Origin of the sequence: Geobacillus sp. TFV-3 (genome assembly GCF_009901865.1) — a bacterium.
In the GTDB taxonomy this organism is placed as follows: Bacteria; Bacillota; Bacilli; order Bacillales; family Anoxybacillaceae; genus Geobacillus; species Geobacillus thermoleovorans_A.
In genome coordinates this window covers 2,840,850-2,866,986 of record NZ_MPSP01000001.1, presented here as the reverse complement: position 1 = coordinate 2,866,986, position 26,137 = coordinate 2,840,850, and the positions used below count along the sequence as shown (strand labels likewise).

At 52.6% G+C, this 26,137-nt stretch carries 27 protein-coding genes and 4 pseudogenes; 20 read left to right on the top strand and 11 right to left on the bottom strand.

Features of this window, described 5'->3' with window-relative positions:
• Positions 1 to 48 precede the first annotated feature (48 nt).
• Genes BJQ97_RS14600 through thrB form a run of 3 tightly spaced genes read left to right on the top strand, consistent with a single transcriptional unit; the run spans position 49 to position 3,319 of the window.
• The gene (locus BJQ97_RS14600) at positions 49 to 1,347 is read left to right on the top strand and encodes a homoserine dehydrogenase (RefSeq protein ID WP_160157118.1); all 1,299 of its coding nucleotides are present in this window, start codon (positions 49 to 51) and stop codon (positions 1,345 to 1,347) included.
• Entirely contained in the window at positions 1,347 to 2,408 is a 1,062-nt protein-coding gene (thrC, locus tag BJQ97_RS14595) for a threonine synthase (protein WP_160157117.1), read from the top strand. Before BJQ97_RS14600 ends, thrC begins: the two co-directional genes overlap by 1 nt.
• Complete coding sequence (thrB, locus tag BJQ97_RS14590) at positions 2,405 to 3,319, top strand: homoserine kinase (RefSeq protein WP_160157116.1); 915 nt, start codon at positions 2,405 to 2,407, stop codon at positions 3,317 to 3,319. Before thrC ends, thrB begins: the two co-directional genes overlap by 4 nt.
• Before the next feature lie 40 nt (positions 3,320 to 3,359).
• On the opposite strand, the gene BJQ97_RS14585 is transcribed toward thrB, so the two are convergent.
• Positions 3,360 to 3,602 (bottom strand): NifU family protein, encoded by a 243-nt coding sequence (locus BJQ97_RS14585; RefSeq protein WP_011232431.1) that lies wholly within the window; start codon positions 3,600 to 3,602, stop codon positions 3,360 to 3,362.
• 84 nt (positions 3,603 to 3,686) lie between these two features.
• Here BJQ97_RS14585 and BJQ97_RS14580 point away from each other — a divergent pair, with 84 nt between their 5' ends.
• On the top strand, positions 3,687 to 4,040 hold the full coding sequence (locus tag BJQ97_RS14580) for a YuzD family protein (RefSeq protein WP_160157115.1): 354 nt from the start codon (positions 3,687 to 3,689) through the stop codon (positions 4,038 to 4,040).
• Positions 4,041 to 4,078: 38 nt separating this feature from the next.
• Here the strand turns inward: BJQ97_RS14580 and BJQ97_RS14575 are convergent, their stop codons facing one another.
• Positions 4,079 to 5,149 carry an NAD(P)/FAD-dependent oxidoreductase gene (locus tag BJQ97_RS14575; RefSeq protein WP_160157114.1) on the bottom strand — a complete coding sequence of 357 codons (1,071 nt, stop codon included), beginning with the start codon at positions 5,147 to 5,149 and terminating at the stop codon, positions 4,079 to 4,081.
• A gap of 170 nt (positions 5,150 to 5,319) precedes the next feature.
• Here BJQ97_RS14575 and BJQ97_RS14570 point away from each other — a divergent pair, with 170 nt between their 5' ends.
• The 4 genes from BJQ97_RS14570 (at position 5,320) to BJQ97_RS14555 (ending at position 7,596) form a co-directional block, all read left to right on the top strand.
• Entirely contained in the window at positions 5,320 to 5,559 is a 240-nt protein-coding gene (locus BJQ97_RS14570) for a YuzB family protein (RefSeq protein WP_160157113.1), read from the top strand.
• 131 nt (positions 5,560 to 5,690) lie between these two features.
• Positions 5,691 to 6,563 carry a diaminopimelate epimerase gene (gene dapF / locus BJQ97_RS14565; protein ID WP_160157112.1) on the top strand — a complete coding sequence of 291 codons (873 nt, stop codon included), beginning with the start codon at positions 5,691 to 5,693 and terminating at the stop codon, positions 6,561 to 6,563.
• Between the two features lie 152 nt (positions 6,564 to 6,715).
• A complete protein-coding gene (locus tag BJQ97_RS14560) occupies positions 6,716 to 7,081 on the top strand; it encodes a HesB/IscA family protein (protein ID WP_160157111.1) in 366 nt (121 codons plus the stop codon).
• Positions 7,082 to 7,305: 224 nt separating this feature from the next.
• Positions 7,306 to 7,596: a LapA family protein gene (locus tag BJQ97_RS14555; RefSeq protein ID WP_144329706.1), complete on the top strand. Its 291-nt coding sequence runs from the start codon at positions 7,306 to 7,308 to the stop codon at positions 7,594 to 7,596.
• 265 nt (positions 7,597 to 7,861) lie between these two features.
• Here the strand turns inward: BJQ97_RS14555 and BJQ97_RS14550 are convergent, their stop codons facing one another.
• Positions 7,862 to 8,860: an NAD(P)/FAD-dependent oxidoreductase gene (locus tag BJQ97_RS14550; protein ID WP_201451703.1), complete on the bottom strand. Its 999-nt coding sequence runs from the start codon at positions 8,858 to 8,860 to the stop codon at positions 7,862 to 7,864.
• A 260-nt stretch (positions 8,861 to 9,120) separates the two neighbouring features.
• Here BJQ97_RS14550 and BJQ97_RS14545 point away from each other — a divergent pair, with 260 nt between their 5' ends.
• From BJQ97_RS14545 to BJQ97_RS14525, 5 genes are all read left to right on the top strand, one after another.
• Entirely contained in the window at positions 9,121 to 10,350 is a 1,230-nt protein-coding gene (locus BJQ97_RS14545; RefSeq protein WP_201451702.1) for an NAD(P)/FAD-dependent oxidoreductase, read from the top strand.
• A 120-nt stretch (positions 10,351 to 10,470) separates the two neighbouring features.
• Positions 10,471 to 10,974, top strand: coding sequence for an NUDIX domain-containing protein (locus BJQ97_RS14540; protein WP_160157108.1), 504 nt, complete (start codon positions 10,471 to 10,473; stop codon positions 10,972 to 10,974).
• A 123-nt stretch (positions 10,975 to 11,097) separates the two neighbouring features.
• A complete protein-coding gene (locus tag BJQ97_RS14535) occupies positions 11,098 to 11,235 on the top strand; it encodes a YuiA family protein (RefSeq protein ID WP_160157107.1) in 138 nt (45 codons plus the stop codon).
• A 125-nt stretch (positions 11,236 to 11,360) separates the two neighbouring features.
• Positions 11,361 to 11,684: a YuiB family protein gene (locus tag BJQ97_RS14530; protein ID WP_160157106.1), complete on the top strand. Its 324-nt coding sequence runs from the start codon at positions 11,361 to 11,363 to the stop codon at positions 11,682 to 11,684.
• 291 nt (positions 11,685 to 11,975) lie between these two features.
• A complete protein-coding gene (locus tag BJQ97_RS14525; protein WP_160157633.1) occupies positions 11,976 to 12,614 on the top strand; it encodes a 3D domain-containing protein in 639 nt (212 codons plus the stop codon).
• Positions 12,615 to 12,631: 17 nt separating this feature from the next.
• Here BJQ97_RS14525 and BJQ97_RS14520 read toward each other — a convergent pair whose 3' ends face one another.
• Positions 12,632 to 13,441: a cobalamin-binding protein gene (locus tag BJQ97_RS14520; protein ID WP_160157632.1), complete on the bottom strand. Its 810-nt coding sequence runs from the start codon at positions 13,439 to 13,441 to the stop codon at positions 12,632 to 12,634.
• A gap of 186 nt (positions 13,442 to 13,627) precedes the next feature.
• On the opposite strand from BJQ97_RS14520, the pseudogene BJQ97_RS14515 reads away from it, so the two are divergent.
• The 3 genes and pseudogenes from BJQ97_RS14515 to BJQ97_RS14505 all read left to right on the top strand — a co-directional run bounded on the left by BJQ97_RS14515 (position 13,628) and on the right by BJQ97_RS14505 (position 16,999).
• Positions 13,628 to 15,130: pseudogene (locus BJQ97_RS14515) on the top strand (leucyl aminopeptidase).
• Positions 15,131 to 15,362: 232 nt separating this feature from the next.
• Positions 15,363 to 15,983 carry a DUF47 domain-containing protein gene (locus tag BJQ97_RS14510; protein ID WP_160157105.1) on the top strand — a complete coding sequence of 207 codons (621 nt, stop codon included), beginning with the start codon at positions 15,363 to 15,365 and terminating at the stop codon, positions 15,981 to 15,983.
• Between the two features lie 17 nt (positions 15,984 to 16,000).
• Positions 16,001 to 16,999 carry an inorganic phosphate transporter gene (locus BJQ97_RS14505; RefSeq protein ID WP_160157104.1) on the top strand — a complete coding sequence of 333 codons (999 nt, stop codon included), beginning with the start codon at positions 16,001 to 16,003 and terminating at the stop codon, positions 16,997 to 16,999.
• Between the two features lie 89 nt (positions 17,000 to 17,088).
• Here the strand turns inward: BJQ97_RS14505 and BJQ97_RS14500 are convergent, their stop codons facing one another.
• The 3 genes and pseudogenes from BJQ97_RS14500 to BJQ97_RS14485 all read right to left on the bottom strand — a co-directional run bounded on the left by BJQ97_RS14500 (position 17,089) and on the right by BJQ97_RS14485 (position 20,686).
• A complete protein-coding gene (locus tag BJQ97_RS14500) occupies positions 17,089 to 17,694 on the bottom strand; it encodes a biotin transporter BioY (RefSeq protein WP_160157103.1) in 606 nt (201 codons plus the stop codon).
• Between the two features lie 361 nt (positions 17,695 to 18,055).
• A pseudogene (locus tag BJQ97_RS14490) lies at positions 18,056 to 19,456 on the bottom strand (IS1634 family transposase); the annotation flags it as partial.
• A gap of 891 nt (positions 19,457 to 20,347) precedes the next feature.
• The gene (locus BJQ97_RS14485; protein WP_160157101.1) at positions 20,348 to 20,686 is read right to left on the bottom strand and encodes a hypothetical protein; all 339 of its coding nucleotides are present in this window, start codon (positions 20,684 to 20,686) and stop codon (positions 20,348 to 20,350) included.
• A gap of 330 nt (positions 20,687 to 21,016) precedes the next feature.
• Here BJQ97_RS14485 and BJQ97_RS14480 point away from each other — a divergent pair.
• Together BJQ97_RS14480 and BJQ97_RS14475 are read left to right on the top strand one after the other, a co-directional pair.
• Positions 21,017 to 21,737 (top strand): annotated as a pseudogene (locus BJQ97_RS14480) (IS66 family transposase).
• A 140-nt stretch (positions 21,738 to 21,877) separates the two neighbouring features.
• Positions 21,878 to 22,477, top strand: a complete 600-nt coding sequence (locus tag BJQ97_RS14475; protein ID WP_160157100.1) for a response regulator transcription factor — start codon at positions 21,878 to 21,880, stop codon at positions 22,475 to 22,477.
• A gap of 39 nt (positions 22,478 to 22,516) precedes the next feature.
• On the opposite strand, the pseudogene BJQ97_RS14470 reads toward BJQ97_RS14475, so the two are convergent.
• A pseudogene (locus BJQ97_RS14470) lies at positions 22,517 to 22,666 on the bottom strand (PLP-dependent transferase); the annotation flags it as partial.
• A gap of 305 nt (positions 22,667 to 22,971) precedes the next feature.
• Between BJQ97_RS14470 and BJQ97_RS14465 the strand changes: the two are divergent.
• Both BJQ97_RS14465 and BJQ97_RS14460 read left to right on the top strand, forming a co-directional pair.
• The gene (locus BJQ97_RS14465) at positions 22,972 to 23,148 is read left to right on the top strand and encodes a hypothetical protein (RefSeq protein WP_160157099.1); all 177 of its coding nucleotides are present in this window, start codon (positions 22,972 to 22,974) and stop codon (positions 23,146 to 23,148) included.
• A gap of 77 nt (positions 23,149 to 23,225) precedes the next feature.
• The gene (locus tag BJQ97_RS14460; RefSeq protein WP_160157098.1) at positions 23,226 to 23,411 is read left to right on the top strand and encodes a hypothetical protein; all 186 of its coding nucleotides are present in this window, start codon (positions 23,226 to 23,228) and stop codon (positions 23,409 to 23,411) included.
• 108 nt (positions 23,412 to 23,519) lie between these two features.
• On the opposite strand, the gene BJQ97_RS14455 is transcribed toward BJQ97_RS14460, so the two are convergent.
• From BJQ97_RS14455 to BJQ97_RS14445, 3 genes are all read right to left on the bottom strand, one after another.
• Positions 23,520 to 23,870: a YuzC family spore coat inner layer protein gene (locus tag BJQ97_RS14455; protein ID WP_066227939.1), complete on the bottom strand. Its 351-nt coding sequence runs from the start codon at positions 23,868 to 23,870 to the stop codon at positions 23,520 to 23,522.
• A 120-nt stretch (positions 23,871 to 23,990) separates the two neighbouring features.
• The gene (locus BJQ97_RS14450; RefSeq protein WP_160157097.1) at positions 23,991 to 25,313 is read right to left on the bottom strand and encodes an ArsB/NhaD family transporter; all 1,323 of its coding nucleotides are present in this window, start codon (positions 25,311 to 25,313) and stop codon (positions 23,991 to 23,993) included.
• Positions 25,314 to 25,357: 44 nt separating this feature from the next.
• Positions 25,358 to 25,789 (bottom strand): zinc ribbon domain-containing protein, encoded by a 432-nt coding sequence (locus tag BJQ97_RS14445; protein WP_160157096.1) that lies wholly within the window; start codon positions 25,787 to 25,789, stop codon positions 25,358 to 25,360.
• Positions 25,790 to 26,137 lie beyond the last annotated feature (348 nt).

Here is a 26,137-nt window from a genome sequence, read left to right as displayed (position 1 = left end):
TATAAAATTACAAATGTCTACTGTACGTAAACAGAAGGGGCGGGAAGGATGGAAAAGCCAATTTTTGTTGGGTTGTTAGGATTCGGAACAGTGGGGAGCGGCGTGGTCAAAATTATTGAAAACCATCAGGAAAAGTTGATGCATCAAGTCGGGTGTCCGGTAAAGGTGAAAAAAATCCTTGTCCGGGATGTAAAGAAACCGCGCGATGTCGCCGTTGACCCGTCGCTCCTTACGACGAGTGCGGCTGAGGTGATTGACGATCCGGACATTGATGTCATGATCGAAGTGATGGGCGGCATTGAGGAGACAAAAGAGCTGCTATTGCGGGCGCTGCGGCAACGAAAGCATGTCGTGACCGCCAATAAAGACTTAATGGCCGTCTACGGGTCGGAGCTGCTTCGGGTGGCGGCGGAATACCGCTGCGATTTGTTTTATGAAGCGAGCGTCGCCGGCGGCATTCCGATTTTGCGCAGCTTGGTCGACGGCTTGGCGTCGGACCGGATTACGAAGTTGATGGGCATTGTGAACGGAACGACGAACTACATTTTGACGAAAATGTCGCAAAACGGCGCTTCCTATGAGGACGTGCTCGCCGAAGCGCAGGCACTCGGGTTCGCGGAAGCCGACCCGACATCGGACGTCGAAGGGCTCGATGCGGCGCGAAAAATGGCCATTTTAGCCCGCCTTGGCTTTTCGATGAACATCGATTTGGACGATGTGCAAGTGAAAGGCATCACCCAAGTGACGGAGGAAGACTTGAACTACGGGAAGCGGCTCGGCTACACGATGAAATTGATCGGCATCGCCCAGCGCGACGGGCAGAAGGTCGAGGTGAGCGTTCAGCCGACGTTTTTGCCGGATTCGCATCCGTTGGCATCCGTGCACAACGAATACAATGCGGTGTACGTATACGGCGAAGCGGTCGGAGAGACGATGTTTTACGGACCGGGGGCTGGGAGCTTGCCGACGGCGACGGCGGTTGTCTCCGACTTGGTCGCGGTGATGAAAAATATGCGCCTTGGCGTAAACGGCCATTATGCGGTGTCTCCGCAATATGAAAAACAGTTGAAGACGCCGGCGGAAATTTTCTCGAAATACTTTTTGCGCATTCACGTCAAAGACCAAGTGGGCGCGTTTGCCAAAATTACAACGTTGTTTTCCGAGCGCGGGGTGAGCTTTGAGAAAATTTTGCAGCTGCCGTTAAAGGAAGACGGTCTGGCGGAAATCGTCATCGTCACGCATGACGCCTCGCAGCAAGACTACGAAGAGATTTTGCAGCAGCTCGGCGATTTGGAAATTGTTGAGCGGGTGCAAAGCTCGTATCGAGTGGAAGGAGAGAAACGGTAATGGCATGGAAAGGGCTGCTTGACGCCTACGGCGATTTTTTGCCGCTCTCTGCGGCGACGCCAAGGCTGTCGCTTTGCGAAGGGAATACGCCGCTCATCCCGCTGCCGCGCTTGTCGGAAGAGCTCGGGATTACGCTGTATGTCAAGGTCGAAGGGGCGAACCCGACCGGTTCGTTTAAAGACCGCGGCATGGTGATGGCGGTGGCCAAGGCGAAAGAGGAAGGAAGCCATACGATCATCTGCGCCTCGACCGGCAATACGTCGGCTTCGGCGGCCGCCTATGCGGCGCGCGCCGGCATGCGTTGCCTCGTCGTCGTCCCAAATGGGAAAATCGCCCTCGGCAAGTTGGCGCAAGCGGCGATGTATGGCGCAGAAATTTTTGCGATTGACGGCAATTTTGACGAAGCGCTCAAAATGGTGCGCCGGCTGAGCGAAACGGCGCCGATTACGCTCGTCAACTCGGTCAACCCGAACCGAATCGAGGGGCAAAAGACAGCGGCGTTTGAAGTGTGCGACCAGCTTGGGCGCGCCCCGGACGTGCTCGCCATTCCAGTGGGCAACGCCGGCAACATCACCGCCTATTGGAAAGGGTTTAAGGAGTATCATGCAGCGAAAGGAACGGGCTTGCCGCAAATGCGCGGCTTTGAAGCGGAAGGAGCGGCGGCGATCGTCCGCAACCGGGTGATTGAACAGCCGGAGACGGTGGCGACCGCGATCCGCATCGGCAATCCGGCGAGCTGGGGCAAAGCGGTCGAGGCGGCGCGCGAGTCGCGCGGAAAAATTGATGAGGTGAGCGACGCAGAAATTTTGGCCGCCTACAAGCGGCTCGCCCGAATGGAAGGCATTTTTGCCGAGCCGGCGTCATGCGCCGCCATCGCCGGGGTGATCAAGCAGCGTGAACGGAACGAAATCGAACGCGGCAGCCTCGTCGTTGCTGTTCTCACTGGCAACGGCCTGAAGGATCCATCCATCGCCTTGGAGACGGCAGCGATTGAACCGATCGTGCTGCCGAACGATGAACAAGTTGTCTTGGAGCATTTGCAAGGGGTTGTCCATACATGAAGGAAGACGAGATGTTGAAAATCGTTGTGCCGGGAAGCACGGCCAACTTAGGGCCTGGGTTTGACTCGATCGGGCTCGCGGTCAATCGTTATTTGACGCTTGACGTCCGCTTGGCGGATGCGTGGTCGTTTACGCCGAAAACAGCGGAAGTGATCGGCATTGCGCGCGGGATGGACAATTTGGTGTACCAAGTGGCGGCGGAGACGGCGGATGTTCACGGCCGCCCGCTGCCGAGCTGCGCGGTGGAGGTGTACAGCGACATTCCGTTTACGCGCGGACTCGGGAGCAGCGCGGCGGCGGTCGTTGCGGGCATTGAGCTCGCCGACGCGCTGCTTGGGCTTCAGTTGCCGCGCGAACAAAAGATGGAGTTGGCGACCCGATACGAAGGACATCCGGACAATGTCGGCGCCTCGTTGTACGGGGGGCTGGTCATCGGCTGCTGCCGCGGGGCGGGCGTGGATGTCGTTCATATTCCCCAATTGGATGTAGAACTTGTCGCCATTATTCCGGAGTATGAACTGGAAACGAAAAAAGCGCGCGGGCAGCTGCCGGAACAATGGTCGAGAGAGCGGGCGGTCGAGGCGAGCGCCGTCAGCAACGTTCTCGTCGCTGCCTTGCTCACGAAAAACTGGAAGCTTGCCGGTCGGATGATGGCCGCCGATTTGTTCCATCAGCCGTATCGGAGACAGCTCGTTCCGGAACTCGAGCGGGCGGAGGCACTCGCTCTTGAATACGGAGCGATCGGTGCGGCGCTGAGCGGAGCGGGGCCGACGGTGCTCGTCTTTGCCGAACCGGGCCAAGGAGAGCGGCTCGCGCAGCGGCTGCGCCCGCATTTTCCAGATTGCGAAATCGCGCGTCTTTCCGTCGAGCCGCGCGGCAGCCGCGTCTACAAGCTGGCGCTTGAGGCGTAAAAAAATCCGAACAGCGGCCGCTGTTCGGATTTTTTGGCTATTAAAACACTTGTTCCACTTCGACGACGCCCGGCACTTCTTCAAACAACGCGCGCTCAATTCCGGCTTTGAGCGTGATCGTGGAGCTCGGGCAGCTGCCGCATGCGCCGAGGAGGCGAAGTTTCACGACGCCGTCTTCCACATCGACGAGTTCGCAGTCGCCGCCGTCGCGAAGCAGGAACGGGCGGAGTTTATCTAAAACTTCTTGCACTTGTTCTTTAATTTCTTGATCCGTCATTTCCATCGACTCCTTTCTTTACTTTTTATTATAATCATGGTGAGAAAAAAAATCTAATGATAAATTTTGCTTTCGCAAAGGGTGACACAGATGACATTCAAACCGATCGAAATTTGTGTATATGGGGCTGACATCATTTGCCCGTCATGCGTGCAGCTGCCGTCGTCGAAAGAGACGTACGAATGGCTCGAGGCCGCACTGCGCCGCAAATATCCCGATCAGCCGTTTGTGATGACGTACGTCGATATTTTCGCGCCGCCGGCCGGTGATGAGGCCAAGCGGAAGTTTGCCCAGACGATCGTCGAGGAAGATTGGGTGTATCCAGTTGTCGTGATCGAAGGAAACGTCGTCGCTGAAGGGAATCCGCGGCTGAAGGCGATTTGGGCGGAAATGGAGAAATACGGGTATCGACCGTCGACGCCGGAAGGGAAAAAGGCGGAATGAATTCCGCCTTTTTCGCTGAATAAGAGCCAGCCGTGCTGTCAATACCCATGGTGGTGCTTGTACATCCACAAAATGCCTGATTTCAGCAAACGCGGCACCCGGCCGGTGAGCGGGCGGTCGGCGAGCAGGCCGAAACCGTGCTTTTTGCCGAGCGAGCCGAGAATGCCTTTTAATTTGATCGGCGGAAATTCACGGGGCGGTTCTTCGCCGTTCCACCGCTTTTGCAGCACTTGAACGATTTGCTCGGCTTGCGCTTCAGCGAGCTGGGCGCTCGGGGAATGGGGCAGGCTCGCACAGTCGCCGACGACGTAGGCGTTTTCATAGCCGGGGATGTGATGGCGCTTCGTCAGCACGACGCGGCCTTGCTTGTCCTTTTCAACATTCAGTTCGCGGACGACGCGGTTGGGCTGAATGCCGGCCGTCCAGACGATGACGTCGCATTCCACCGGCTCGTCGTGGTTGTACAAGACGCCAGGTTCGACTTTCGTGACGTTGGAGTTGCGGACGATTTCCACCTTGTGTTCAACGAACCATCTTTCCACATAATCGCTCAACCGTTTCGGAAACATCGGCAAAATGCGCTCACCGCGGTCAAACAGCTTGATGTGCAAGTCCGGACGGCTCTCCGCCAGTTCGCTGGCCAGCTCGACGCCGCTCAATCCCGCGCCGACGATGCCGACCGTCGCTTTCGGCGGCAAATTGTTCAGCGCTTCATAGGCGGCGCGCGCCTTATCGATCGACTGGATGCTGTACGTATGCGCCTCGGCGCCCGGCACCCCGTGATATTTGTCTTCACAGCCCAATCCGATCACGATATCATCGTAGCGGACGCTGCTCCCATCCTTTAAATGGACGAGCTGCTGGTCGAGATCAATCGAGACGACTTCGCCGAATCGGTACACAAGCTGCGGATGTTCCGGAAACGGAACGCGGATGTGATGATCGCTGACTGTCCCCGCGGCCAAGGCGTAATATTCCGTTTTTAAACAATGGTATGGAACGCGGTCGATGAGGATAATATGAATGTCGTTTGGCAATTCGTCCGGGAGGAGGCGCTGCAAAATGCGCATATTGCCGTATCCTCCGCCAAGCAATACAAGTTGTCTCATCGTGAAAAATCCCCTTTTGTCGAGTTTCTAAAGCCGACAATGCCATAGAAAAGTATAACGAAATTGTGACAAAAGAACAATAATTTTTCCGCTTCCTTGATCAAACGAGCATGTTCATTGACGCCGCACAGGAAAATCGCTACGATGGGAAGCAGGAAGGTGAGCCGCACATGATATTACCGATCATCGAATTTTGCATCAGCAACTTAGCCAGCGGGTCGTACAAAGCAATGGAAATGTTGGAAAAGGATCCGAATTTGGATATCATGGAATATAGTTGCCTAAGCTATTGCACGCGCTGCGCGGAAACGCTGTTTGCGCTCGTCAACGGCGAGTTTGTCAGCGGTGAAACGCCCGAGCAGCTCGTGGAAAATATTTATCGGCATCTTGAGGAAAACCCAATGTTTTAATGAAAAAAGGAGGATGCCCGCAGTGCGGCATCCTCTTCCATGTATATGAAAAAACGGGGGATATTCTCATTGTGTCCAGTTGATGCGTTCCATATACGCATGAAATAAAAAAATGGTTAGGAGGGAGCCGTGTGCGTTCGTTTTCGTTTACGAAAATGCATGGATTGGGTAATAGCTACATATACGTTGATTTGTTCCGGGAAACATTGCCGGAAGAGGAGATGCCAGCGATCGCCCGCAGCGTCGCCGATGTCCACACAGGCATCGGCTCCGATGGCTTGATTCTCATTTGCCCGTCGGAGAAAGCGCCGCTCAAAATGCGCATTTTTAACAGCGACGGCTCAGAAGGGAAAAACTGCGGCAACGGCTTGCGCTGCGTGGCGAAATACGCGTACGAGCACGGCATCGTCCGCGAGCGCTCCTTTTTGATTGAAACGCTCTCTGGGCTTGTGGAAGCCTGCGTGGCGGTAGAAGGCGGCGAAGTGGCGAGCGTGACGGTCGATATGGGCGAGCCGCGCCTTTCGCGGAGCGCCATTCCGATGGCGGGACCGCAAACGGATCGGGTCGTCGCCGAGCCGTTTGTCATTGGCGGGGGCGAATATGAAATTACGGCGCTGTCCATGGGGAATCCGCACGTCATTTTTTACGTCGATGACATCAACAAAGCGCCGGTGACGACGCTCGGCCCGCTCGTGGAAAAGGATCCGCGCTTTCCGGAAGGGGTGAACGTCGAGTTTGTCGAAGTGGTGAACGAGCGCGAGCTTCATTTTCGCGTCTGGGAGCGCGGCTCCGGCGTGACGCAGGCGTGCGGGACCGGAGCGTGCGCAGCGGTCGTCGCTTCGGTGTTAAACGGCAAAACGGCGCGCGGGGAGGAAACGGTCGTCCATTTGGCCGGCGGCGATTTGACGATCGTCTGGGGGCATGACGGGCGCGTGCGCATGACCGGACCGGCCGAGACCGTTTGCACCGGCGTTTATTACTACCGAGGCGGGCGGAACGGTTGAGCATCGAAAGGGGAAGGCGGTATACTATGAAGTAAGACGGGAACCATTCAAGGGGATTCGCCCCATCTGAGCAGCCGGGTGAAAGCGGGCGAACCTGTCGAAAAACGGCCAAGTTGTTTGGCCAGCGTCGACCGTGAAAGGAGGGATCATGGATGGCAGAGGCAGTCATTACGCTGACAGAAGCGGCAGCGTTTCAAATCAAAGATATGATGAAAGAGCACGAAGAAGAAGGCGCGTATTTGCGCGTCGGCGTCCATGGCGGCGGCTGCAGCGGGTTGTCGTACGGCATGGGCTTTGACCATGAGCGGCGCGATGACGACATCGAATTGGAGCAACACGGCATCAAAATTTTGGTGGACCGTAACAGCGCACCGATTTTGCGCGGAACGGTCATCGACTATAAACAGTCGCTGCTTGGCGGCGGGTTTACGATCAACAACCCGAACGCCATCGCGACGTGCGGCTGCGGCTCCTCGTTCCGCACAGCGACCAATGCCGGCACGCCGGAGCAATGTTAAGCGGGCGGACAGGTTGACCTCGATCCGCCCGGCAGAGGCAAACGGCCTGCCTTGCCGTGATCGTCGGGCTCTTGAGAAGGCCGGTTTTCGCCGCATGGCCGGTTGAAAACGCGGGCGTGCACCGACTGGCGAAATGTTGGAAGGGGGGCTTCCCCTCACGAAATTGGGGAAAACGGCCGCGCTCCAACATCCGCCTTTTCGGGAGCGCCAAAGGAGGAGAAACGATGAAAGGACAAATCAATGTCATCTTGGCGCTTGTCTTGGCGCTCATTGTGGCGCTGCTGGCGGTGGCAAATGTCGAGCAGGTGACGATCCATTATTTAGTCGGCGAAACTCGTTTGCCGCTCATTATCGTCATTTTAGGTTCGGCCGTCCTTGGCGGTTTGGTTGTCGGCATGCTCGGCTGGGTGCGTTTGTTCAGTTTGCGTCGGCAAGTCAAGCTGCTTGAGAAGGAGCGGGCGGCCAAGGTTGAAAGCGATCAGGGCGAAACGGCTTCCCCGGAGCGAGGCGCATGAAAAAGAAGGGGTTGACCGAAAAGGTTGTTTTTTCTTAAACAAAACACAACATATCGTTTTTTCGCGATTGTTTGATCGTAATCAGAAAAGGTGTCCCGATCGTTTTGGGACACCCTCTTTTTGATTGCCGTATATACGCATAAAACTTGCTGGATGTGCTATGGTGAAGAGCGGCCTGTTGAGACAGCTTCTTTTTCGACAGAAAAACAGCGGGTAAGACAGCGCCTTGATCGGCCGAAAAGGACAGAGAGAAACGATGTCACGCTCAAAACAGCGATGTCGAGTGCGCGGGCTGCATCCGCGCCGTCGGATCGATGTACGTTTTGGCGCTGCTGATGGCGATCGGCGCTTCGCCAAAGCCGCAGGCGATCAGCTTGATTTTTCCGTCATAGGTGCAAATGTCGCCCGCCGCATACACGCCCGGGATGTTCGTTTCCATCCGCGAATTGACTTTGATCGCATTTTTTTCGAGGTCAAGCCCCCAGTTTTTGATGGGGCCAAGCGAAGAAATAAAGCCGTAGTTGACGATGACGGCGTCAACCTCAACCGTTTCTTTCGTTCCTTCTTTCACATGCTCAAGGATGACTTGGCGGATGCCGCATTCATCGCCGACGAGTTCAACGGGCACAAACGGCGTTTTCACTTGCACGCTCGACTTCTTGAGCTGCTCGACGCTATGTTCATGGGCGCGGAATTTGTCGCGGCGATGCACAATCGTGACGCTTTGGGCGATCGGTTCGAGCATGAGCGACCAGTCAACAGCCGAGTCGCCGCCGCCGCAGACGAGCACGCGCTTTCCGGAAAACTGCCCCAAGTCGTTGATGAAGTAATGCAAGTTTTTTCCTTCATAGCGGGAAGCGCTTTCGATTTCGAGCCGGCGCGGCTGAAAGGCGCCGTTTCCGGCGGTGATGATGACCGTTTTCGAATAATGGATTTGTTGATTGGTGACGAGTTTAAACGTTCCGTCCTCCTGCTTTTCAAGCGTGTCGACCGACTCATTCAGGCAGACGGTCGGCGAAAATAGGTCCATCTGCTCTTTCAGCTGGTTGACAAGCTCTTGGGCGCGCACTTTCGGAAATCCGGCGACATCATATATGTATTTTTCCGGATATAACGCGGCCAGCTGCCCGCCGAGCTGTGGAAGGCTTTCGATAATTTTGACTTTCATTTGCCGCAAGCCGCCGTAAAACGCGGCAAACATCCCGGTCGGCCCGCCGCCGATGATCGTGACGTCATACATCGTGCGATCTTCTTTCACCAACATCCCTCCCTGTAGAAATGGATGGCTGCACAACTCTATCTTACCATAAATGGACGATGTTCAAACGAAAGAAATTTTGGGACAAAGCAGCGAAAAAGTCTTGAAATGAGAAAGAAAAAGGGCTAATATGATGAATGGAGAAATTGTTAATGTTTTGTGACAGTCTCCCGACATTTTTTTGGCAGTAAACGTGAAGTGTTTCACAAACTTCGCTCAATAAAAACGGGGGCAGCGGCAAAAGCTATAATCACAATGAAAAAAGGATGGAAGGGATTCAAATGAAAAAACCGAATGTGGTCATTTTAGGCGCTGGTTATGGCGGGCTCATGACGACCGTCCGCCTGCAAAAGCTCATCGGCGTGAACGAAGCGAACATCACCCTTGTAAACAAGCACGATTACCATTACGAGACGACATGGCTTCACGAGGCGTCGGCCGGCACGCTGCACCATGACCGCGTGCGCTACCCGATCCGCGATGTCATCGACCAAAACAAAGTGAAGTTCATCCAAGATACGGTGACGAAAATCGTTCCGAGCGAAAAGAAAGTGCTGCTCGAAAACGGCGAGCTGACATACGATTACCTCGTCATCGCCCTCGGGTTTGAGTCGGAGACATTTGGCATCAAAGGCTTGAAAGAATACGCGTTTTCGATCGCCAATGTCGACGCTGCGCGGCAAATCCGCGAACATATCGAATACCAGTTTGCGACGTACAACGCGGAAGAGGAAAAGAAAGAGGAGCGATTGACGATCGTCGTCGGCGGGGCGGGATTTACCGGCATTGAATTTTTAGGAGAGCTCGCCAACCGGATGCCGGAGCTGTGCCGCGAGTATGACATCGACCCGCACAAAGTGCGCATCATTTGCGTGGAGGCGGCGCCCACGGCGCTGCCGGGCTTCGATCCGGAGCTCGTCGAGTACGCGGTCAGCCAGCTTGAGCGCAAAGGAGTCGAGTTTCGAATCGGCACGGCGATTAAGGAATGCACGCCGGATGGCATCATTGTGGCCAAAGGCGATGATGTCGAGGAAATTAAAGCCGGCACCGTCATTTGGGCGGCCGGCGTGCGCGGCAGCCGCGTCATCGAGGAATCTGGATTTGAAGCGGCGCGGGCGCGCATTAAAGTGGATCCATACTTGCGCGTCCCGGGACATGAAGACATTTTCGTCGTCGGCGACTGTTCGCTCGTGATTGATGAAGAAACGAACCGCCCGTATCCGCCGACGGCGCAAATCGCCATGCAAGAAGGCCAGCTGTGCGCGAAAAACTTGGCGGTGCTCATCCGTGGACAAGGGGAGCTGGAGCCGTTCAAGCCGGATATTAAAGGGACGGTTTGCTCGCTCGGCCATGATGATGCCATCGGCGTCGTGTTCGGCAAAAAGTTGTGGGGAACAAAAGCGAGCTTCATGAAAAAAGTGATCGACAACCGCGCCCTGTATTTGATCGGCGGTTCGTCGCTTGTGATGAAAAAAGGCAAATTTAAATTTTTCTAATCAATCCAAAAAGCTCCCGTGATGGCGGGAGCTTTTTGCATGGCAGCGAAACAGGGATCCGCCGCTCGATTGTCGAAATACAAACGAGTGCATAACGATAGGGAGAAAAGGATGAGGACGATGGACAACAAACGAGGAAACGTTTGGATTGCGGCGGCCGGACTGGTTATCAACGAGAATGGGGAATGGCTCGTTGTCAAGAAAAAATACAGCGGGCTAAAAGGCAAATGGTCGCTGCCGGCCGGGTTCGTCCAGCCGGGGGAAATGCTCGATGAGGCGGCGGTTCGAGAAGTGAAGGAAGAAACGGGGATCGACGCCGAGCCGGTCGCGCTTCTAGGCTTGCGCACCGGCGTCATCGCTGGGGAGATCAGCGACAATATGGCGATTTTTCTGTTGCGCCCGCTCTCGCGCGACATCGTCGTGCAGACGGATGAGCTGTATGCCGCCGCGTTTTTGAGCAAAACGGCGCTCGAGAATGATCCGAACACATCAGGCTTGCTTCGCTATTTGTTGGCGCTCGAGCCGCTTGATTCCCTTTCGCTGCATGACGGTCTCAATCCCGGCGATCCGTTCGGCTACACGAAATATCGCCTTTACTTCGAATCACCGAAATTGAAAGAATAGTCAAGAAAATAAAAGCGATCGAAAGATGTATCCGCTTACACGGGCGAAAACGGGGGGATTCGCCGTTTGTTTTTACAGAAAATTTTGATATATTAACAAGAAAAGAAACGGAGGGGAACATCGATGACAAAAACATTGACAATGAACGACTGCCCGTACTGCGAGGGGCATGGATACGTTCAGCTGCTCTTGGGCGGATCGGAAACGTGCTACAGCTGCCAAGGAACGGGAAGCGATCACGAAGAGGATGACGAACATTGACATTCGTCTGAGGACATGAAACATCGTTTGGAACCAATCAGGCGATCACGAAGAGGAGAACGAACATTGACGGTTATCCGCCAATCCAGTACACTGAAAACGGGTGTACGGGAGGTGAAGGGCGGATGCAAATGAGTTTGCCGGTCGTATTGATTTCGATGGTGTTGTTTTTCGTCTTGTTTTTTGGCATTGGGTTTTTACTGAACATGATCATGCGCATGACGTGGATTTTGGCGGTCTGCTTTCCGTTGATTGCGGTTTTCATTATCGACGATGTGCCGTTGGCGCGCTATTTCACCGCACCGTCCGAGGCGTTCGCCGCGCTCGGCCGGAAAATTGCTTCGCTGGCGGCGGCGGATCTGTTGATTTTGTCAAGCGGCTTTGCCGGCGCTCTTTGCGCCGGATGGGCGATCCGTACGTTGAGGGCCAAAGGGTATCAAATGTTTTAGAGCGTCTCCGAAATGCCAAACGCATTCTAATGGAAAAAGCGTGAAAGGTTTATTGAATGTTTTCAAGCGTCTCTGCCTTGGGCAGGGGCGTTTTTTTGTGAACGGCACCGATGGGCATGCGAACAGACCACAACGTCGGTTCGGGTATGTTTTCGGCCAAACGAACAAGCTTTGCGCTCGGGTTTCACAATCAGGCTGTTCATGGACGGTTTTTTCGTTTTTTGTCTCATTCTCAATGAATATTTCGATTTTGGATGGAGATAAATAGAGGTGTGAGAGGAGTTGAGAGCATTGAATGGGTTCAGGCAGTTCGTGCGCCGAACCGCGATGACGCTGCTGTTTTTGGCGGCGCTCTTTGCGACATTCGAGTCCGTTTCCGGGGTTGACGCAAAGACGGTTCTCCATCCCTTTCCGAGCGCTTTCTCGATGGATCATCAGCCCATTTGGAGAATGAAAGGGCTTGCGAAAAACGAGGGCCGATCTGTTCCGCGGCTTGAGGATCATTTTGACTGGTCAAAATATCCATCCGTTGAAGTAGTCGCCACCGGCTATACAGCCGGCATTGAATCGACCGGGAAAACGCCCGATCACCCTGAGTATGGCATCACGTACTCCGGCGTTCGCGTCAAACGCGATCTTTATTCGACGATTGCGGCGGATTTAACCGTGTTTCCGATTGGCACGATTTTGTTCATCCCCGGATACGGGTTCGGCGTTGTCGCCGACAAAGGCGGGGCGATCAAAGGCCATCGCATTGACTTATATTATGAAACCGTGGAAGATGTCTATAAATATTGGGGAAAAAGGAAAGTGCAGGTTTATATTATCCAAAAAGGGGATGGCACGCTGTCGGAAGAGGAGTTGAAGCGGCTGAACGAAGATGAAACGATGCAAGTGTTCCGGCAGCAATATTTGGAATCGAAAAGTTGAAAGAGGGCTCCCGCCTGTCAGCCGCAAAGGAGCGGATCGCGGCCGTCGGCGGGAGGGAACAGCGCCGGATGCAAAAGCGGCGCCAATTTTTTTAATCCGACCAAGAGGCGCGGAGACGGACGGCAATAGAGCGATTCTTCTAAAATGTGGATGTTCCCGGTGCGGACCGCCTCGGCCTGTTGGGCATTCGGGCGCGCCGTGACGGCTTTCGGGCTCATGTTTTTTGTTTGCACCCCGACCCAAACGAGCAAGATGTGCGACGGATTGCGGGCGAGAACGTCGTCCCACTCCGTTTGAACGCTTGCTCGCGGGACGTCCGAGAAAATGTTGCGCCCGCCGGCGAGCTCGCTTAGTTCGCTCAGCCAGTTGGCGCCGCCCGGTGTGAAGATTGGCCGCGGCCACCATTCCCAATAAAGGCGGGCCGGTTCGGCCGATGCGGCCCGCTCGCGGTGCCAATCAAGCACGTCATGATAGCGGTGGGCAAGTTCAGCCGCTTTTTTTGTTTCGCCAAGCGCCTCGCCAAGCCGAAGAAGGTCGTTGGCAATGTCATCGAGCGAATTCGGCGCCAGCACGAGATGCGGGAGCCCGCGCCGTTTGAGCTCCTCGACGTTGCGCTCCATGCCGGGCACGCTTAAGGAGGCGACGACGAGATCCGGCTTGAGCGCTTCGACTTGATCCATATCAATGCGAAGATCCGGCCCGACTTTCGGAAGCCGCTTCACTTCCGGCGGCCAGTCGGATGAATCATCGACGGCGGCGACATCGTCAAGGCGGCCGAGATAGGCGAGCAGTTCGGTGTTGCTTGGACAAAGGGAAACGATTCTCATCAGCATCGGTCCTTTCTCAATCATCGTGATGATGACAGATTCGCCTTGCCCCACGTGATTTCCTGTCCGTTTCGGCTAATTTTTTTGAGTGAACGCAAGGAGAGAAAATTAGATAGTCGAAACAACCGCTTTGCTTCGCTATAATGAAGGTGGGAATGAATCAACAACATGGAAAGGGATGAGACGATGTTTACGGTAAAACCATTGCCGTCGGTGGAGGAACGGGATGAGGCGCTTGTCATCGGCTTGTTTGAAGGGGCGAATTCATGGAGCGGCCTTGCCGGCGAGTACGACGCCCGTCTTGGCGGGCAGCTGTCCGAGTTGCGGAAAGAAGGCGATATTTCCGCGAAACGGGGGCGCATCGCGGCCGTTCATCCATTTTTGCCGACGGGGGCGAAGCGGTTGTATTTCGTCGGTCTCGGCAAAAAAGAAGAGCTGACGTTTGAACGGCTGCGCGAGGTGTTCGGCAAGCTGTTTCGCACGTTGAAGCAGGCGAAGCGGACGAAAGCGGCGGTCGCGCTGGACACGTTTACGACCGAGGCCGTCGATGGAAACGAAGCGGCGCACGCCTTGGCGGAAGCGTATTATTTGGCGACGTATGAATTCCCAGGGTATAAGCAGAAAAAGTCAGAACCGGATTACCAGCTCGAATCGCTCATCGTCTACACGGCGGCCGAAGCGGTGGAAATTGAAGCGAGCTTGTTTGTCGGCTCGGTGTACGGGAAGGCGACGAATTCGGCGCGCACGCTTGTCAATACGCCGGGGAATTTGCTGACGGCGGCCGATTTGGCTGACTATGCCGTAACGCTCGCGAACCGGTATGGCTTTGACTATGAAATTTTGGAGAAGGAAGACATGGAGCAGCTCGGCATGGGGGCGCTTTTGGCTGTCAACTAAGGGTCAAAACAGCCGCCCAAACTGATCGTCTTAAAATACCAAGGAAAAGACGAGTGGGAAGACGTGATCGCCCTTGTCGGCAAAGGGGTGACGTTTGATACGGGCGGCTATTGCTTGAAGCCGCGCGACAGCATGGTTGACATGAAAACCGATATGGCCGGCGCAGCGGCGGTTCTCGGGGCGATGGAAGCCATCGGCGAGCTTCGGCCGGAACAAAACGTGCTCGCCGTCATTCCGGCGACCGACAATATGGTCAGCGGCGAGGCGTTCAAGCCGGACGATGTCATTACGTCGCTGTCCGGAAAAACGATTGAAGTGAAAAACACTGATGCCGAAGGACGGCTCATTTTGGCCGATGCGGTGACGTATGCGAAACAATGCGGCGCGAATTACATCATCGATGTCGCCACCTTGACGGGCGGCGTGATCGTCGCCTTGGGCGCGGACAAAACGGGGGCGATGACGAACAATGAGGAGCTGTTTGAGCAGGTGCTGGAAGCGTCGATGGAAACCGGGGAATTCATTTGGCGGCTGCCGATTACAGAACACGACCGCGAGCGAGTGCGAAGCAGCAAAATCGCCGACTTGAACAACTCGCCGGGGCGCGAAGGGCACGCCATTATGGGCGGTGCGTTCATCGGCGAATTTGCGGAAGACACGCCGTGGGTGCATTTGGATATCGCCGGAACGGCCGCCGCAAAGAAAGACGGCGACCTCGGCCCGGCTGGAGCGACGGGCGTCATGGTGCGCACGCTCACCGCGTTTGTCGAACGGTTTGGCCAAGACGACTAAAAGAATCGTGCAGTTCGCCGCTTGGACGTTAGGCGGTGGACGCAAACGAGCCGAAGCGGACGTGCATAGCTTCGGCTTTTGTTTGGCACTATAGTACATAGCACGAAAAGCGAACAAAATGTAAAGTTAGTGTAAATCTATTGTAAATTTTCTCTTTTTGTATTGTAAATGGATTTTAAATTGTTACAATAAGTAGCGGTGATTTTGATTTCGTAAATGGAGGGTGTCCGAGATGATTTTTTCGCCGAAAAAGGACGTTTTTTTCGACATGTTGTTGACGATTTCGGAAAATGTGAAGGAAGCGGCGCAATATTTTGTCGAGTATAAAATTCAAAGCGTAAGCGACTTGAAAGAATTTGCCCGCGTTATGAAAGAGTATGAACGAAAGGGCGATTCCTTCATCCATGAACTGGTCGTGCAATTGAACAAAACGTTCATTACGCCGATCGAGCGGGAAGACATCCACCAGTTGGCGATGAAAATGGACGATGTGCTTGATGGATTTGAGCAATGTTCGGCGCGGCTTGAAATGTTTTCATTTACGGACATCGATGAACATATGGTGAAGTTTTTTGATTATATTTACCAAAGCACGATTGAAATCGTCCATGCCCTCGAGCTGCTTGCGAATAAAAAATTGCTCGATATGCGCCAGCACGCCATTAAAATTAAGGATTATGAAACGAAGTGCGACGAAATTTTGCGCACGTCGATCAAAAACTTGTTTGTGACGCAAAAAGACCCGATTAAAATCATTCAATACAAAGAGCTTTACGAAATGCTCGAAGAGATTGCCGACAGTTGTGAAGATGTCGCCAATACGCTCGAGACGATCATCATGCGCAACGCATAAAAGGGGACGTTGTTTTTATGGATACGATCCTGATTTTAACCATTCTCATCGTCATTTTCGCTTTGGCGTTTGACTTTATCAACGGCTTCCACGATACGGCCAACGCCATTGCGACATCGGTGTCGACAAGGGCGCTCACGCCGCGTCAAGCCATTATTTTGGCTGCGACGATGAACTTTATCGGCGCGCTCACCTTTACCGGCGTCGCGAAAACGATTACGAAAGACATTGTTGACCCATTTGCGCTAGAAAATGGGCCGCTCATTATTTTAGCAGCGTTGACATCAGCCATTGCCTGGAACTTGATCACGTGGTATTACGGCATTCCGAGCAGCTCTTCGCACGCGATCATCGGTTCGGTCGCCGGGGCGGCGATTTCCGCGGCTGGGGTTGGGATTTTGAATTATGGCGGATTTTTGAAAATTTTACAATCGCTCATTCTTTCCCCGTTTTTGGCGTTAGGGGTCGGCTTTATCATGATGAGCATTTTTCGTTTTATCTTTAAAAACGCCAACTTATACAGCACGACGAGAGGCTTTCGGATGTTTCAAATTGTGACCGCATCGTTTCAGGCGTATACGCACGGAACAAACGATGCTCAAAAAGCGATGGGGATCATTACGATGGCATTAATCGCCGGCGGATACCACGCGACGACCGACATTCCTGAATGGGTGCGCATTTCCGCCGCCTTGGCCATGGGATTGGGAACGGCCGTCGGCGGGTGGAAGATCATTAAAACGGTGGGTGGAAAAATTATGAAAATCCGCCCGATCAATGGAGCGGCGGCTGATTTGTCGTCCGCACTCGTCATTCTTTCGGCGACGATGTTCCACTTGCCGGTCAGCACGACGCACGTCATTTCCTCGGCCATCATGGGGGTTGGCGCCGCCCAACGGGTGAAAGGAGTCAAATGGGGTGTCGCGCGCCGCATTGTGCTCACCTGGATTATTACATTGCCGATTTCGGCGTTGATTGCCGGATTTGTGTACCAAATTCTCCGGTTGTTTTTCTAACTTGAAAAAGGGTGCCCCGATTTGTTGGGACACCCTTTTCTGATTGTTGTTAAGGGAAATTTCCCTTTTGGGTCAGGCTTTTTTCATGTTTAGGCGGCCGAACGGCCCGCAGCGGAAGAGCGCCCGATCGCCCGGCAAATCCTTGGGGCGATCAAGCCGGCGACGATCGACAACAAAATGTCTTTTGGCAGCGGTGCGAGCATCCAGCCCCACACCATGCCGTACGAAAGCCCTTCCGGCGCCTCAGCCCATAGTTTGTACGCCATATACATCCAGTTCGTGCCGATGGCATAGTTGATGACCATGCCAACGAGTGCGGCGGTGACGAAACGGGCCTTGGACGCCGGCTGCGGGCCGCGGTTGATGACCCATCCGGTCGCATAAGCGGCAACGATAAAGGAAAGAATGAAGCCAAACGTCGGTTGGAACACCATCGACAATCCGCCGCTGAATTTCGCGAACACTGGAACGCCCGCGAGTCCGACGAACATGTACACAATCATCGCCACCGCGCCGAGCCGCCGCCCGAGCACCGCGCCAGCCAAGACGCAGAAAAACGTCTGCAGCGTAATCGGAACACCGCCGACGACCAAAAACGGCGCCCACGACGTAATGTTCGCCCCGATCGCCATCAAGGCGACGAACATGGCGGCAAGCGTCATGTCAATCGGTCGAAGGGAACTCCGTCCTTCCATATGTAAACCCCCTTTTTTTGTCTGTTAACAAAATCGTACCGAACAACCGCTAGGCTGTCAATCCTCTTTTTTCGGCGGATGATCAAGCGGCTTTGGGAGACGATAAGAAAAACGGCTCCTCGAGCGCCTCATGCGGGCAACGCGGCGGGGAGCACGAAAGGAGGTCTTGTCAATGGAGCGGTTCGTGCCGGATGAGGAGCTGAAGCGGGCGAGCAAAATCGGGGCGAACGAAGACATCATCCATACAAGCAAATACGATGACGGCTACGATTTGCGCACCCCGGTGGAAATCGGCAAGCGGCAGCCGACGGATGAAAACGGCAATGCGTGAAGGTGGCGAAATAGGCGCAGACGAACGGGAAAGAAAGAGATGCCCTAACACATCGGCCCGTTCCGGTTTTTTCACGTAAATCTCGTCCGTAAAGAACGGATCTTTCAGGAAGGAGAAGTTCATTTCGACCGAGATTTGTCCTTTATACAGAGCCAAGATCTCTTTTCCGTCCATCCGTTGGCCCTTCCACTCCTCCGGCACCGTCGTGACGAGAACAAACCGGGACGCTTTCCGTCTCGCCTGTTCCCACGCGTCTTGGTCGAATTCCACGCTCAGGCGAAGGGTGTACAGCGTCTCCATTTCCGGTTCCGCCCCTTTTTTCGGCCGTCCGCGCCGTTTTTTCGGACGCACGATCTCTTCGACGACGGCCTCCACTCGATGGAACCGGGGACGAAGGGATGCCTTGAGGGATGCCAAGGCTTGTTCGGCGTCTTCCCGGCACGAAAACGGGTGGCGCTCCCAACGGGCTTGTTCCTGCGCAAGAAGCTCCGCTTCTTGTGCTCGTTCTTTTTCGAGCGTCTTTCCTTTCCGTTGGTCGAGGGCACTCGATTCGACGACGACCAGCCGAACCGGATGTCCTTCATACGTCGATGTCGTTTCCCATACCCGATACGTGGCGCCGTTTTTCTCCGCCAGCGAAAATGGATCGCTCCACGTCGTGTCCCTGGCATCGGCTTGCGCCAGCACGGTTTTCACGATCCGGAGCGACGAAGGGCCTCTGGTGATCAAAAAGGCGTTCGCCGCTTTCGTTTGCGCCAGCGTGTCCTTCGTCATCGCGGCGGAATCCGCCACATAAATCCATTCGTCCTCGATCTTCGCTTGCTTCAGCTGCTCATGGACACGGGACAGTACCTCGGGATTCCACGTTTTGTCCGGCAGGTTGCCGTCGTGCACATCTCCATAAAAAGGAACGCCATCCTCGTTGCCAATCAGTCCGAAGCCGATCTGCTTTTGCCAATGGTGTTGCCGGTTGTAGCCATGGGCAATATGCAGGGTATCCGGCGAGGCCGATTCATACGTGCCGTAAACCGATACATCGGTCGTATCGGCATGGAACACCCGAAGGGGGATGCCTTCCTCCTTGTAGATCTGCACAAGGCAAGCCGAAATGACTTGATGGATGTTGGCATCATACAGGCGATCCAGATGGCGGGCGATGGCATCGTCATTGAACCAAGAAGGCTGGAGCCCCGGCCGGATCAGCTTGGGCAAATCGATTTCATGCGCCCATCGTTCCAAATGAACCAGCGCTTGACGGCCGCTCAAGATATCCAGGATGAGCAGCCAGACCACATCGCTGGCTCGGGTTTGGCATTGGGGATCCACCGGAACCAGCCGGTCAATCAGCTGGGGGAGGCCAAGATCCTTGAAGATGGCGCTTATTATATTCAAATAGGAACTTTCATAAATAGCACGAATTCGAACGTCCATGGTGTGGAAACTCCTTTGCATTCCTTGTGTACCAAGGACCTATTCGACATCGGGATGAAAAAATCCTCCCGATTTTCGTCGGGAGGGTGCGAAATGTGAGTACTAAGGTCGGCGGCTGGATCAAGAACCGTTTCGTTTGTGTGTGAAAAAGGGTTGTCTGCCTGCTTTGCCTGGCGCGGCAAGTGGCAAACAACGCCGCCTCCAGCGCCGTGCATGGTCTGGAAGCGGCGTTGCCGCGTCGGGCGCGACCGTCTTTGAAGGGGACCGAACAATGCAACTTTCAGACCCATGTATGGGCTTGTGAAACGGATGGTTGTTTGGTCCTTCCGTCAGCTGAAAAATGGACAAGCGACTTTTCCATCAAGGATATGTTAAACTTTTTCGTTGCGGCTATATAGCACTACGGGTTATATTTATTCAATTTTATTCACTTGATTTATTTGAAAGTCGTTAAATGGAACCCATTTAAATGGTTCAGTATAATTTACCATTCGAATCAAATATTTATGTTTATTATCTTCCGTTTTGATAACGAAATCAAACATATTATTTCTTTTTTTTGTCTTTGATAGAATTTTAAATCGAAGCGGATGATCTAACGAATTGATCTCTTCTACCGCCTTCTTATCTGAGAGGAAATTCACTTTATCAACTGATAATTTGTCTAATTGAGTTCGTAACTGATAATTTAGCAATAGATTTGAATGACCTATTAAGAGAATTAGAAAAATTAAAATAATCAAACACGGAAAGAGATATCTGAGTAATTTTTTAGAGATAAAATCATTAAAAACTATTACAAAAATAAGGACTAGAATGAGGAAAAAAAATAGAAAGTTAAAAAACAAAGATAACATAAATCAGCCTCTTTTCAAGAGACATGAACCCTCCTTATGAATGGTTTGGTAGCACATCTATTCTAACCAAGTTTGGATATTCAGCAAACCAATCGCCTATTCCCCAAGTTCTTGGGTGATACCCACTTCCTCGAATTGACGCTACTGTTCCGTAAGCATCAATTACAATTCCCGCATGACCTGTAACCCCATAAGAAGAGGTATTATTTGTTACCAAAACATCTCCAGGTTTAATTACAACTGAACTTCCTGGGTAATACTCAGGAGGAATAGCTTGAGGAGTAATATTAATTTCAGCAAAAGTCAAATTGCTAAAGCTAAAGGTAAATAATACAAAACAAAAAACAAGTAAAATAGATTTTAATTTTTTCATATACTAACACTCCTCTTAAATCACAATCATAGTAAATTGACTAGAAGAACAATCAAAACAGTTTGCTTGTATCAGAAAATCAATCTGTATTTATACAGTATTCATGCTCTTACCCAACTCCTTCTCAAAAAATAGCTGATCAGCTATTTTTAATTTACTAAAATAAACATATGGAAAAATCCGTATTTTCTGCCAATTACCTGACGAAAATCCGCCATTTTCTTCGAAAGTAACTGTTCAGCCGTTACATAGAAAAAGTTTACGAGATCGGGTTTATTTCTGCTCCCCTTGTCTATACTAGCACCATCCTAGACAAGGGAGGTGAACGCGATGGCAAACGTTGTTTTTGATTTCCAACAAGCGGTCTTTACACTCGAAAGCATGGTCGCAAAAATTAAGCGCCAAGCACAAACCATCGAAAAACTCATCAAAGAAAACGAACAATTAAGACAAGAAAACCAGCAACTTCGTCAAGAAAATCAACAATGGAAAGCACGTATTGCAGAATTAGAAGCCCGTACAAAAAAACAGCACCAATAGCCATTTGCCGCCGTCTTCTGACCGGTTTGCAGCGAAATCTCCTTCTCGCCAACCGTCGCAGAAACAGCCGGGAGGGCAACCGGGGCACCGAGGAACGACGCTCCGTCAAGTCCTCAATCCTGACCACCGAGTCCTTCACCGCGTGACCCAATGCAAAGTTCCAGCGAATGGCCGCCGAGAACTCAAGGAGCGTTGCCGACAAGGCAAGCATGAAGGCGCCCGCAACGCGCAACATTTCATCCAGCGCCTAGAAAAGCGCAAGCAAGAAGCGCTTCTCTTCCTGCGAAAGAAAGAAGTGCCGTTTGACAACAACCAAGCCGAGCGCGATTTGCGGATGGTGAAAGTCAAACAAAAAATTTCTGGAACGTTTCGTCAGGAAGACGATGCCGAGGCTTTCTGTGTCATGCGCAGCGTCATGTCCACCCTGCAAAAACATGAGAAACCGGTTTGGGAATCGTTGCAAAGACTTCTAAGCGGGGAGTCTCTCCAAACGATTCTCCATTCCTCCTAGGGCATTTTCGATACGGGAAATGCCCTATTGGTGCTGGATTCTGAAAATCTCGCTAGTATTGGGCTGAATGGATACGAAACAAATGACAAAGTTTATTAAATGAAGTAGAATTTAGTAAAAAATAGTAGAGGGGAAATGGTATGGTTATTCGTACATTGCTTGTTGATTCTGATCCTATCTGTTTGCTTGGTTTGGAAAAATTATTAGAAAAAGAAAGAGGCATAACTGTTGTTGGTTCTGTTTCTTGTCTTGATTCACTAGACACTCTTGTACATATACATGTACCAGACGTCATTGTGATAAATATGCACATGCACATAATAAAAGTACTTGACTGGATAAAAAACGCGAAGGAAACACACCCCACGATAAATGTCATTATGCTATGCAATTATCCACCATTTGCCTTATCTTCATATGAAGCAGGTATAGCTGCGATATTACCAAAAGAAAAAGTTTCTACTCATTTGGTACATGCGATACGTGACAGCAATGAGGGGGGGAGGCTTTTCTTGCTTGACAGTAAGACTACATGTTCAATGAAATGTTGTTTGACAAAAATTGAAATAGATATATTACAAATGCTGGCAGATGATCAAACGAGTGCGCAAATCAGCGAAAAGCTAAATATAAGCAAACGAACAGTGGAACGTCACCTTTCTTCTATTTTCGGAAAATTAGGGGTGTTGTCACGAACAGGAGCGGTTGCCGAAGCGCTGCGGTTACAACTCATAAAATGAAAGGTGCTAGTCGAAAAATCTAACTAGCATCTTTCATACCTACACTTGCGAATATATCGACCGCACACCTGTCGCTGTTTCGATCGCTTGTTCTAAGTCTTCGATTAAATCGCCCACGTTTTCGATTCCGACCGATAACCGAATCATATCTTCTGTCACGCCGGATGCTTTTAAGTCTTCTGCACTTATATAAGTTGCAATAAAGAATTTCCGATCTCCATGTCCCGTCTTTATCACCTGACAAGCTGGCACGGTGGCAAGAAGAGTGAACAATGCCATGTAAAACAAAATTGCAACTTATATAAAACCGTACTGGACGACAGTAAAAATCATAAGGTATTACAGTGATTATTATGATCATATATATGACGCGTATCACTTTGTCTACAGTGACAGCAAGCGCACCAATCTGAAAAAAGTATATATTTCCGACGATATGATCAAAACGACGGGCAATGTATTGGATACATTCTGATGAAGGAGAATCGGTTTCCATGAATCGAAAAAAAAGGTTTGTCTTGTTCGTTGCCGTGCTGATGGTCATTTTCTTTTTCGTCTACATGTTTGAAGAACAAGTGCTGCGCTTTTTAGACTACAAGGTGGTCAAATTGACGATGTTGATTTCTTTGATCACGATTATTGTCGGTGATGTCATCTATCGACGCACGTAATCGGATGCACAAAGGAAACGGAAGGGGCTGTCGGGCGACGATGCCCGGCAAGTTCGTTGGGGCGTTGGCGCTGGACGGTGATGAGACGATCGCCGTCTTTTTTGGTTTACAAAGGTCGGCGGCTGGATCAAGAACCGTTTCGTTTGTGTGTGAAAACGGTTGTCTGCCTGCTTTGCCTGGCGCGGCAAGTGGCAAACAACGCCGCCTCCAGCGCCGTGCATGGTCTGGAAGCGGCGTTGCCGCGTCGGGCGCGACCGTCTTGAACGGATTTCCGCCAATCGCCAAGCCGCGGCCAAAGCGGCGAATGCGAAAAGCGAAGGCTTCCTGCAAACCGTTTTCTCCCATTTCGCCCGCCGCCGTGATGGCGAAGGCTACCCGCCAAAAGGCGGAAACACGTTCCAGCGCAAGCCGACAACGAGCTGGCAGCACGGAAACGCGCCTGGCGGCGGCGACAGCGTCAGACGGATGCCGTCGGGATTGAAATATACGTCCGTTTTGGAGCGGATGCCGAGCGAGCGGATCAGGCGTTTCACTTCCTCCGTTTTTCCTTCTTGGGCAGCCGACATGACCGAGGCCGCGAACGAGCGCGATTCGGCGAGTTTTTTCAAAACGGCGGCGGCATCGTTCATCAGCGCCTGCGCCGTGGCGGCGGACTGGGAAAAGAGAGCCGGGTCGATCGGGGGATACGGGCTGGCCGGCATCCGCGGGAAATGAGCGAACATGGCCGCTTGAGCCTCCTTTACAAAAATGGAATCGATAATACGATATGTCCGAATATCAAAAAAGGAGCGAAACCTTCATTCGGTTTCGCTCCTTTTTTCTGCGTCCGCGCAGGCGTGGCTCTACAAATAGCGCAGCCATAAATAGGCGTGCGACAAAAGCAAGGCGATGAGCGTGAGCGGCGCGCCGATTTTCAAAAAATCAACGTATGTAAAGCCGTGCCCTTCGCGCGACGCCATGCCGGCGACGATGACGTTCGCTGAGGCGCCAATGAGCGTCCCGTTTCCGCCGAGGCAGGCGCCGAGAGACAGCGCCCACCAAAGGACGTCGATTTGCGGGGCGCCCGGGGATAAGCCCATGCCGACGGCCATATCTTGAATGAGCGGGATCATCGTGGCGACGAACGGGATGTTGTCGATCGTCGCCGAGGCGACGCCGGACAGCCAAAGGATGAAATAGGCGGCCGTGGAAATGTCGCCGCCGGTGACCTCGAGCGTTTTTTCCGCCAATGATTTGATCAGGCCGATGTCAACGAGCGCGCCGACTAAGACGAACAGGCCGGCGAAAAAGAAAATCGTGCCCCATTCGATCGAATGAAAGACATCCTCAATTTCGTGCTCCGGCACGGCGATGAGCATGAGCGCGACCGCCCCGGTCATGGCGATGACAGCCGCATCGACATGAATGACGGAATGAAGAATAAAGCCGACGATCGTCAGCCCGAGCACGGCGACCGATTTGCGCATCAGCTTCGCGTCTTGAATATAATCGGCGTCGCGAAGCTCCATCAGCTTTTGAATCAACTTTGGATCGGTTTGCAGCTGCTTGCGGTAGACAAACGCCAGCAGGGCGACCGTGACGATGGCGATCACGATGACGATCGGCGTCAGGTTGAACAAAAAGGCGTTGAAATCGAGATGCTTGTTCGCCGAACCGATCATAATGTTCGGCGGGTCGCCGATCAATGTCGCCGTGCCGCCGATGTTCGACAAAAGCACTTCCGAAATCAAATACGGCACCGGGTTGACTTGAAGGAGGCGCGTAATGGAAAATGTCACCGGCACAATGAGCAGGACGGTGGTCACGTTGTCCAAAAACGCCGACAACAGCCCGGTCAACAAAGACAGCATCACCAAAATGCGGACCGGTCTGCCTTTCGCGAGCTTCGCGGCTTTAATGGCCATGTATTGAAAAAAGCCGGACTTCCTCGTAATGCCGACCAAGATCATCATTCCGATCAACAGCGTGATCGTTCCCCACTCAATATGGCGGGTGAACGCTTTTTCGATGTCGACGATGCCGAAGATGACCATGAGCGCCGCCCCGAGCAAGGCGATGACGGCACGGTGGATTTTTTCAGAAATGATGATGGCGTATACAACCAAGAAAACGGCAATGGCAAAATAATATTGAAGATTTGACACGTGTGCGGCAGAATGATCCATTCGTACTCCTCCCTTTCCAGTTACGGCGTCAAGCTGTTATGGAGTCAAGCTGTGTGAAAGCCGTTCCCGCACGCTGGGCACGTCCAGTCGCGGCGCTCGCTGGCGGCTTCACGAACATAAAACGTAAAGGAACAATGCGGACAACGGATTTCGCGCATCCGATCGATCAACATCCGCCGCCTCGGTTCAGCTGGAGCGTCGGTGTCAATGATCTCGACATGCCTGTCGCCGCGCGATTCGTCTTCCGCGATCACGTTTCCTTCCGCTTCATCTTTTGTGCGCCAGCGGCCGCCGAGCACATGCTGCTCAAGTTGGCTGTGCGAGGAATGTTCAAGCATTTCTTCAGCCAGTTTCATGTACTGGCGGTCCGTCAGCCCGCTGAACGGAAGGCTCTTCTTCTGTGTTTTCCAATACGCCCGCAGTTGGTCTTCGGTGAAAATCCATGTGACAATCTGATGAATCACGACGTTTTCCATCCCATCCACCCTCCTTTTTCTTGATCATATCATAGAGGGATGGTGTTTTAACAGGAAATGCGGCTCAACAATAGCATTTCTTCCATGGATCAACCTTATAAATGCTGCTCTTCTCTTCCTTCAAGGACAGTCGGTTTAGGGGAGATCGTATAGAGGATGGGGGAGAAAAAGCGATTGGCTTGAATAGGAAGCGTCCATCCGACCTTCTTTCTTTTTCGCCAAGGCTTTTGCTGGTTCCTACGGCATCCGCCTCTTTTTCGCCATTTTCTGAAAAAAGAAATAAACAATCGCTTCTGCGTGATATAATAATAGTAAGACGGACGGCAACAGCGTGCCGGAAAGGGGGGA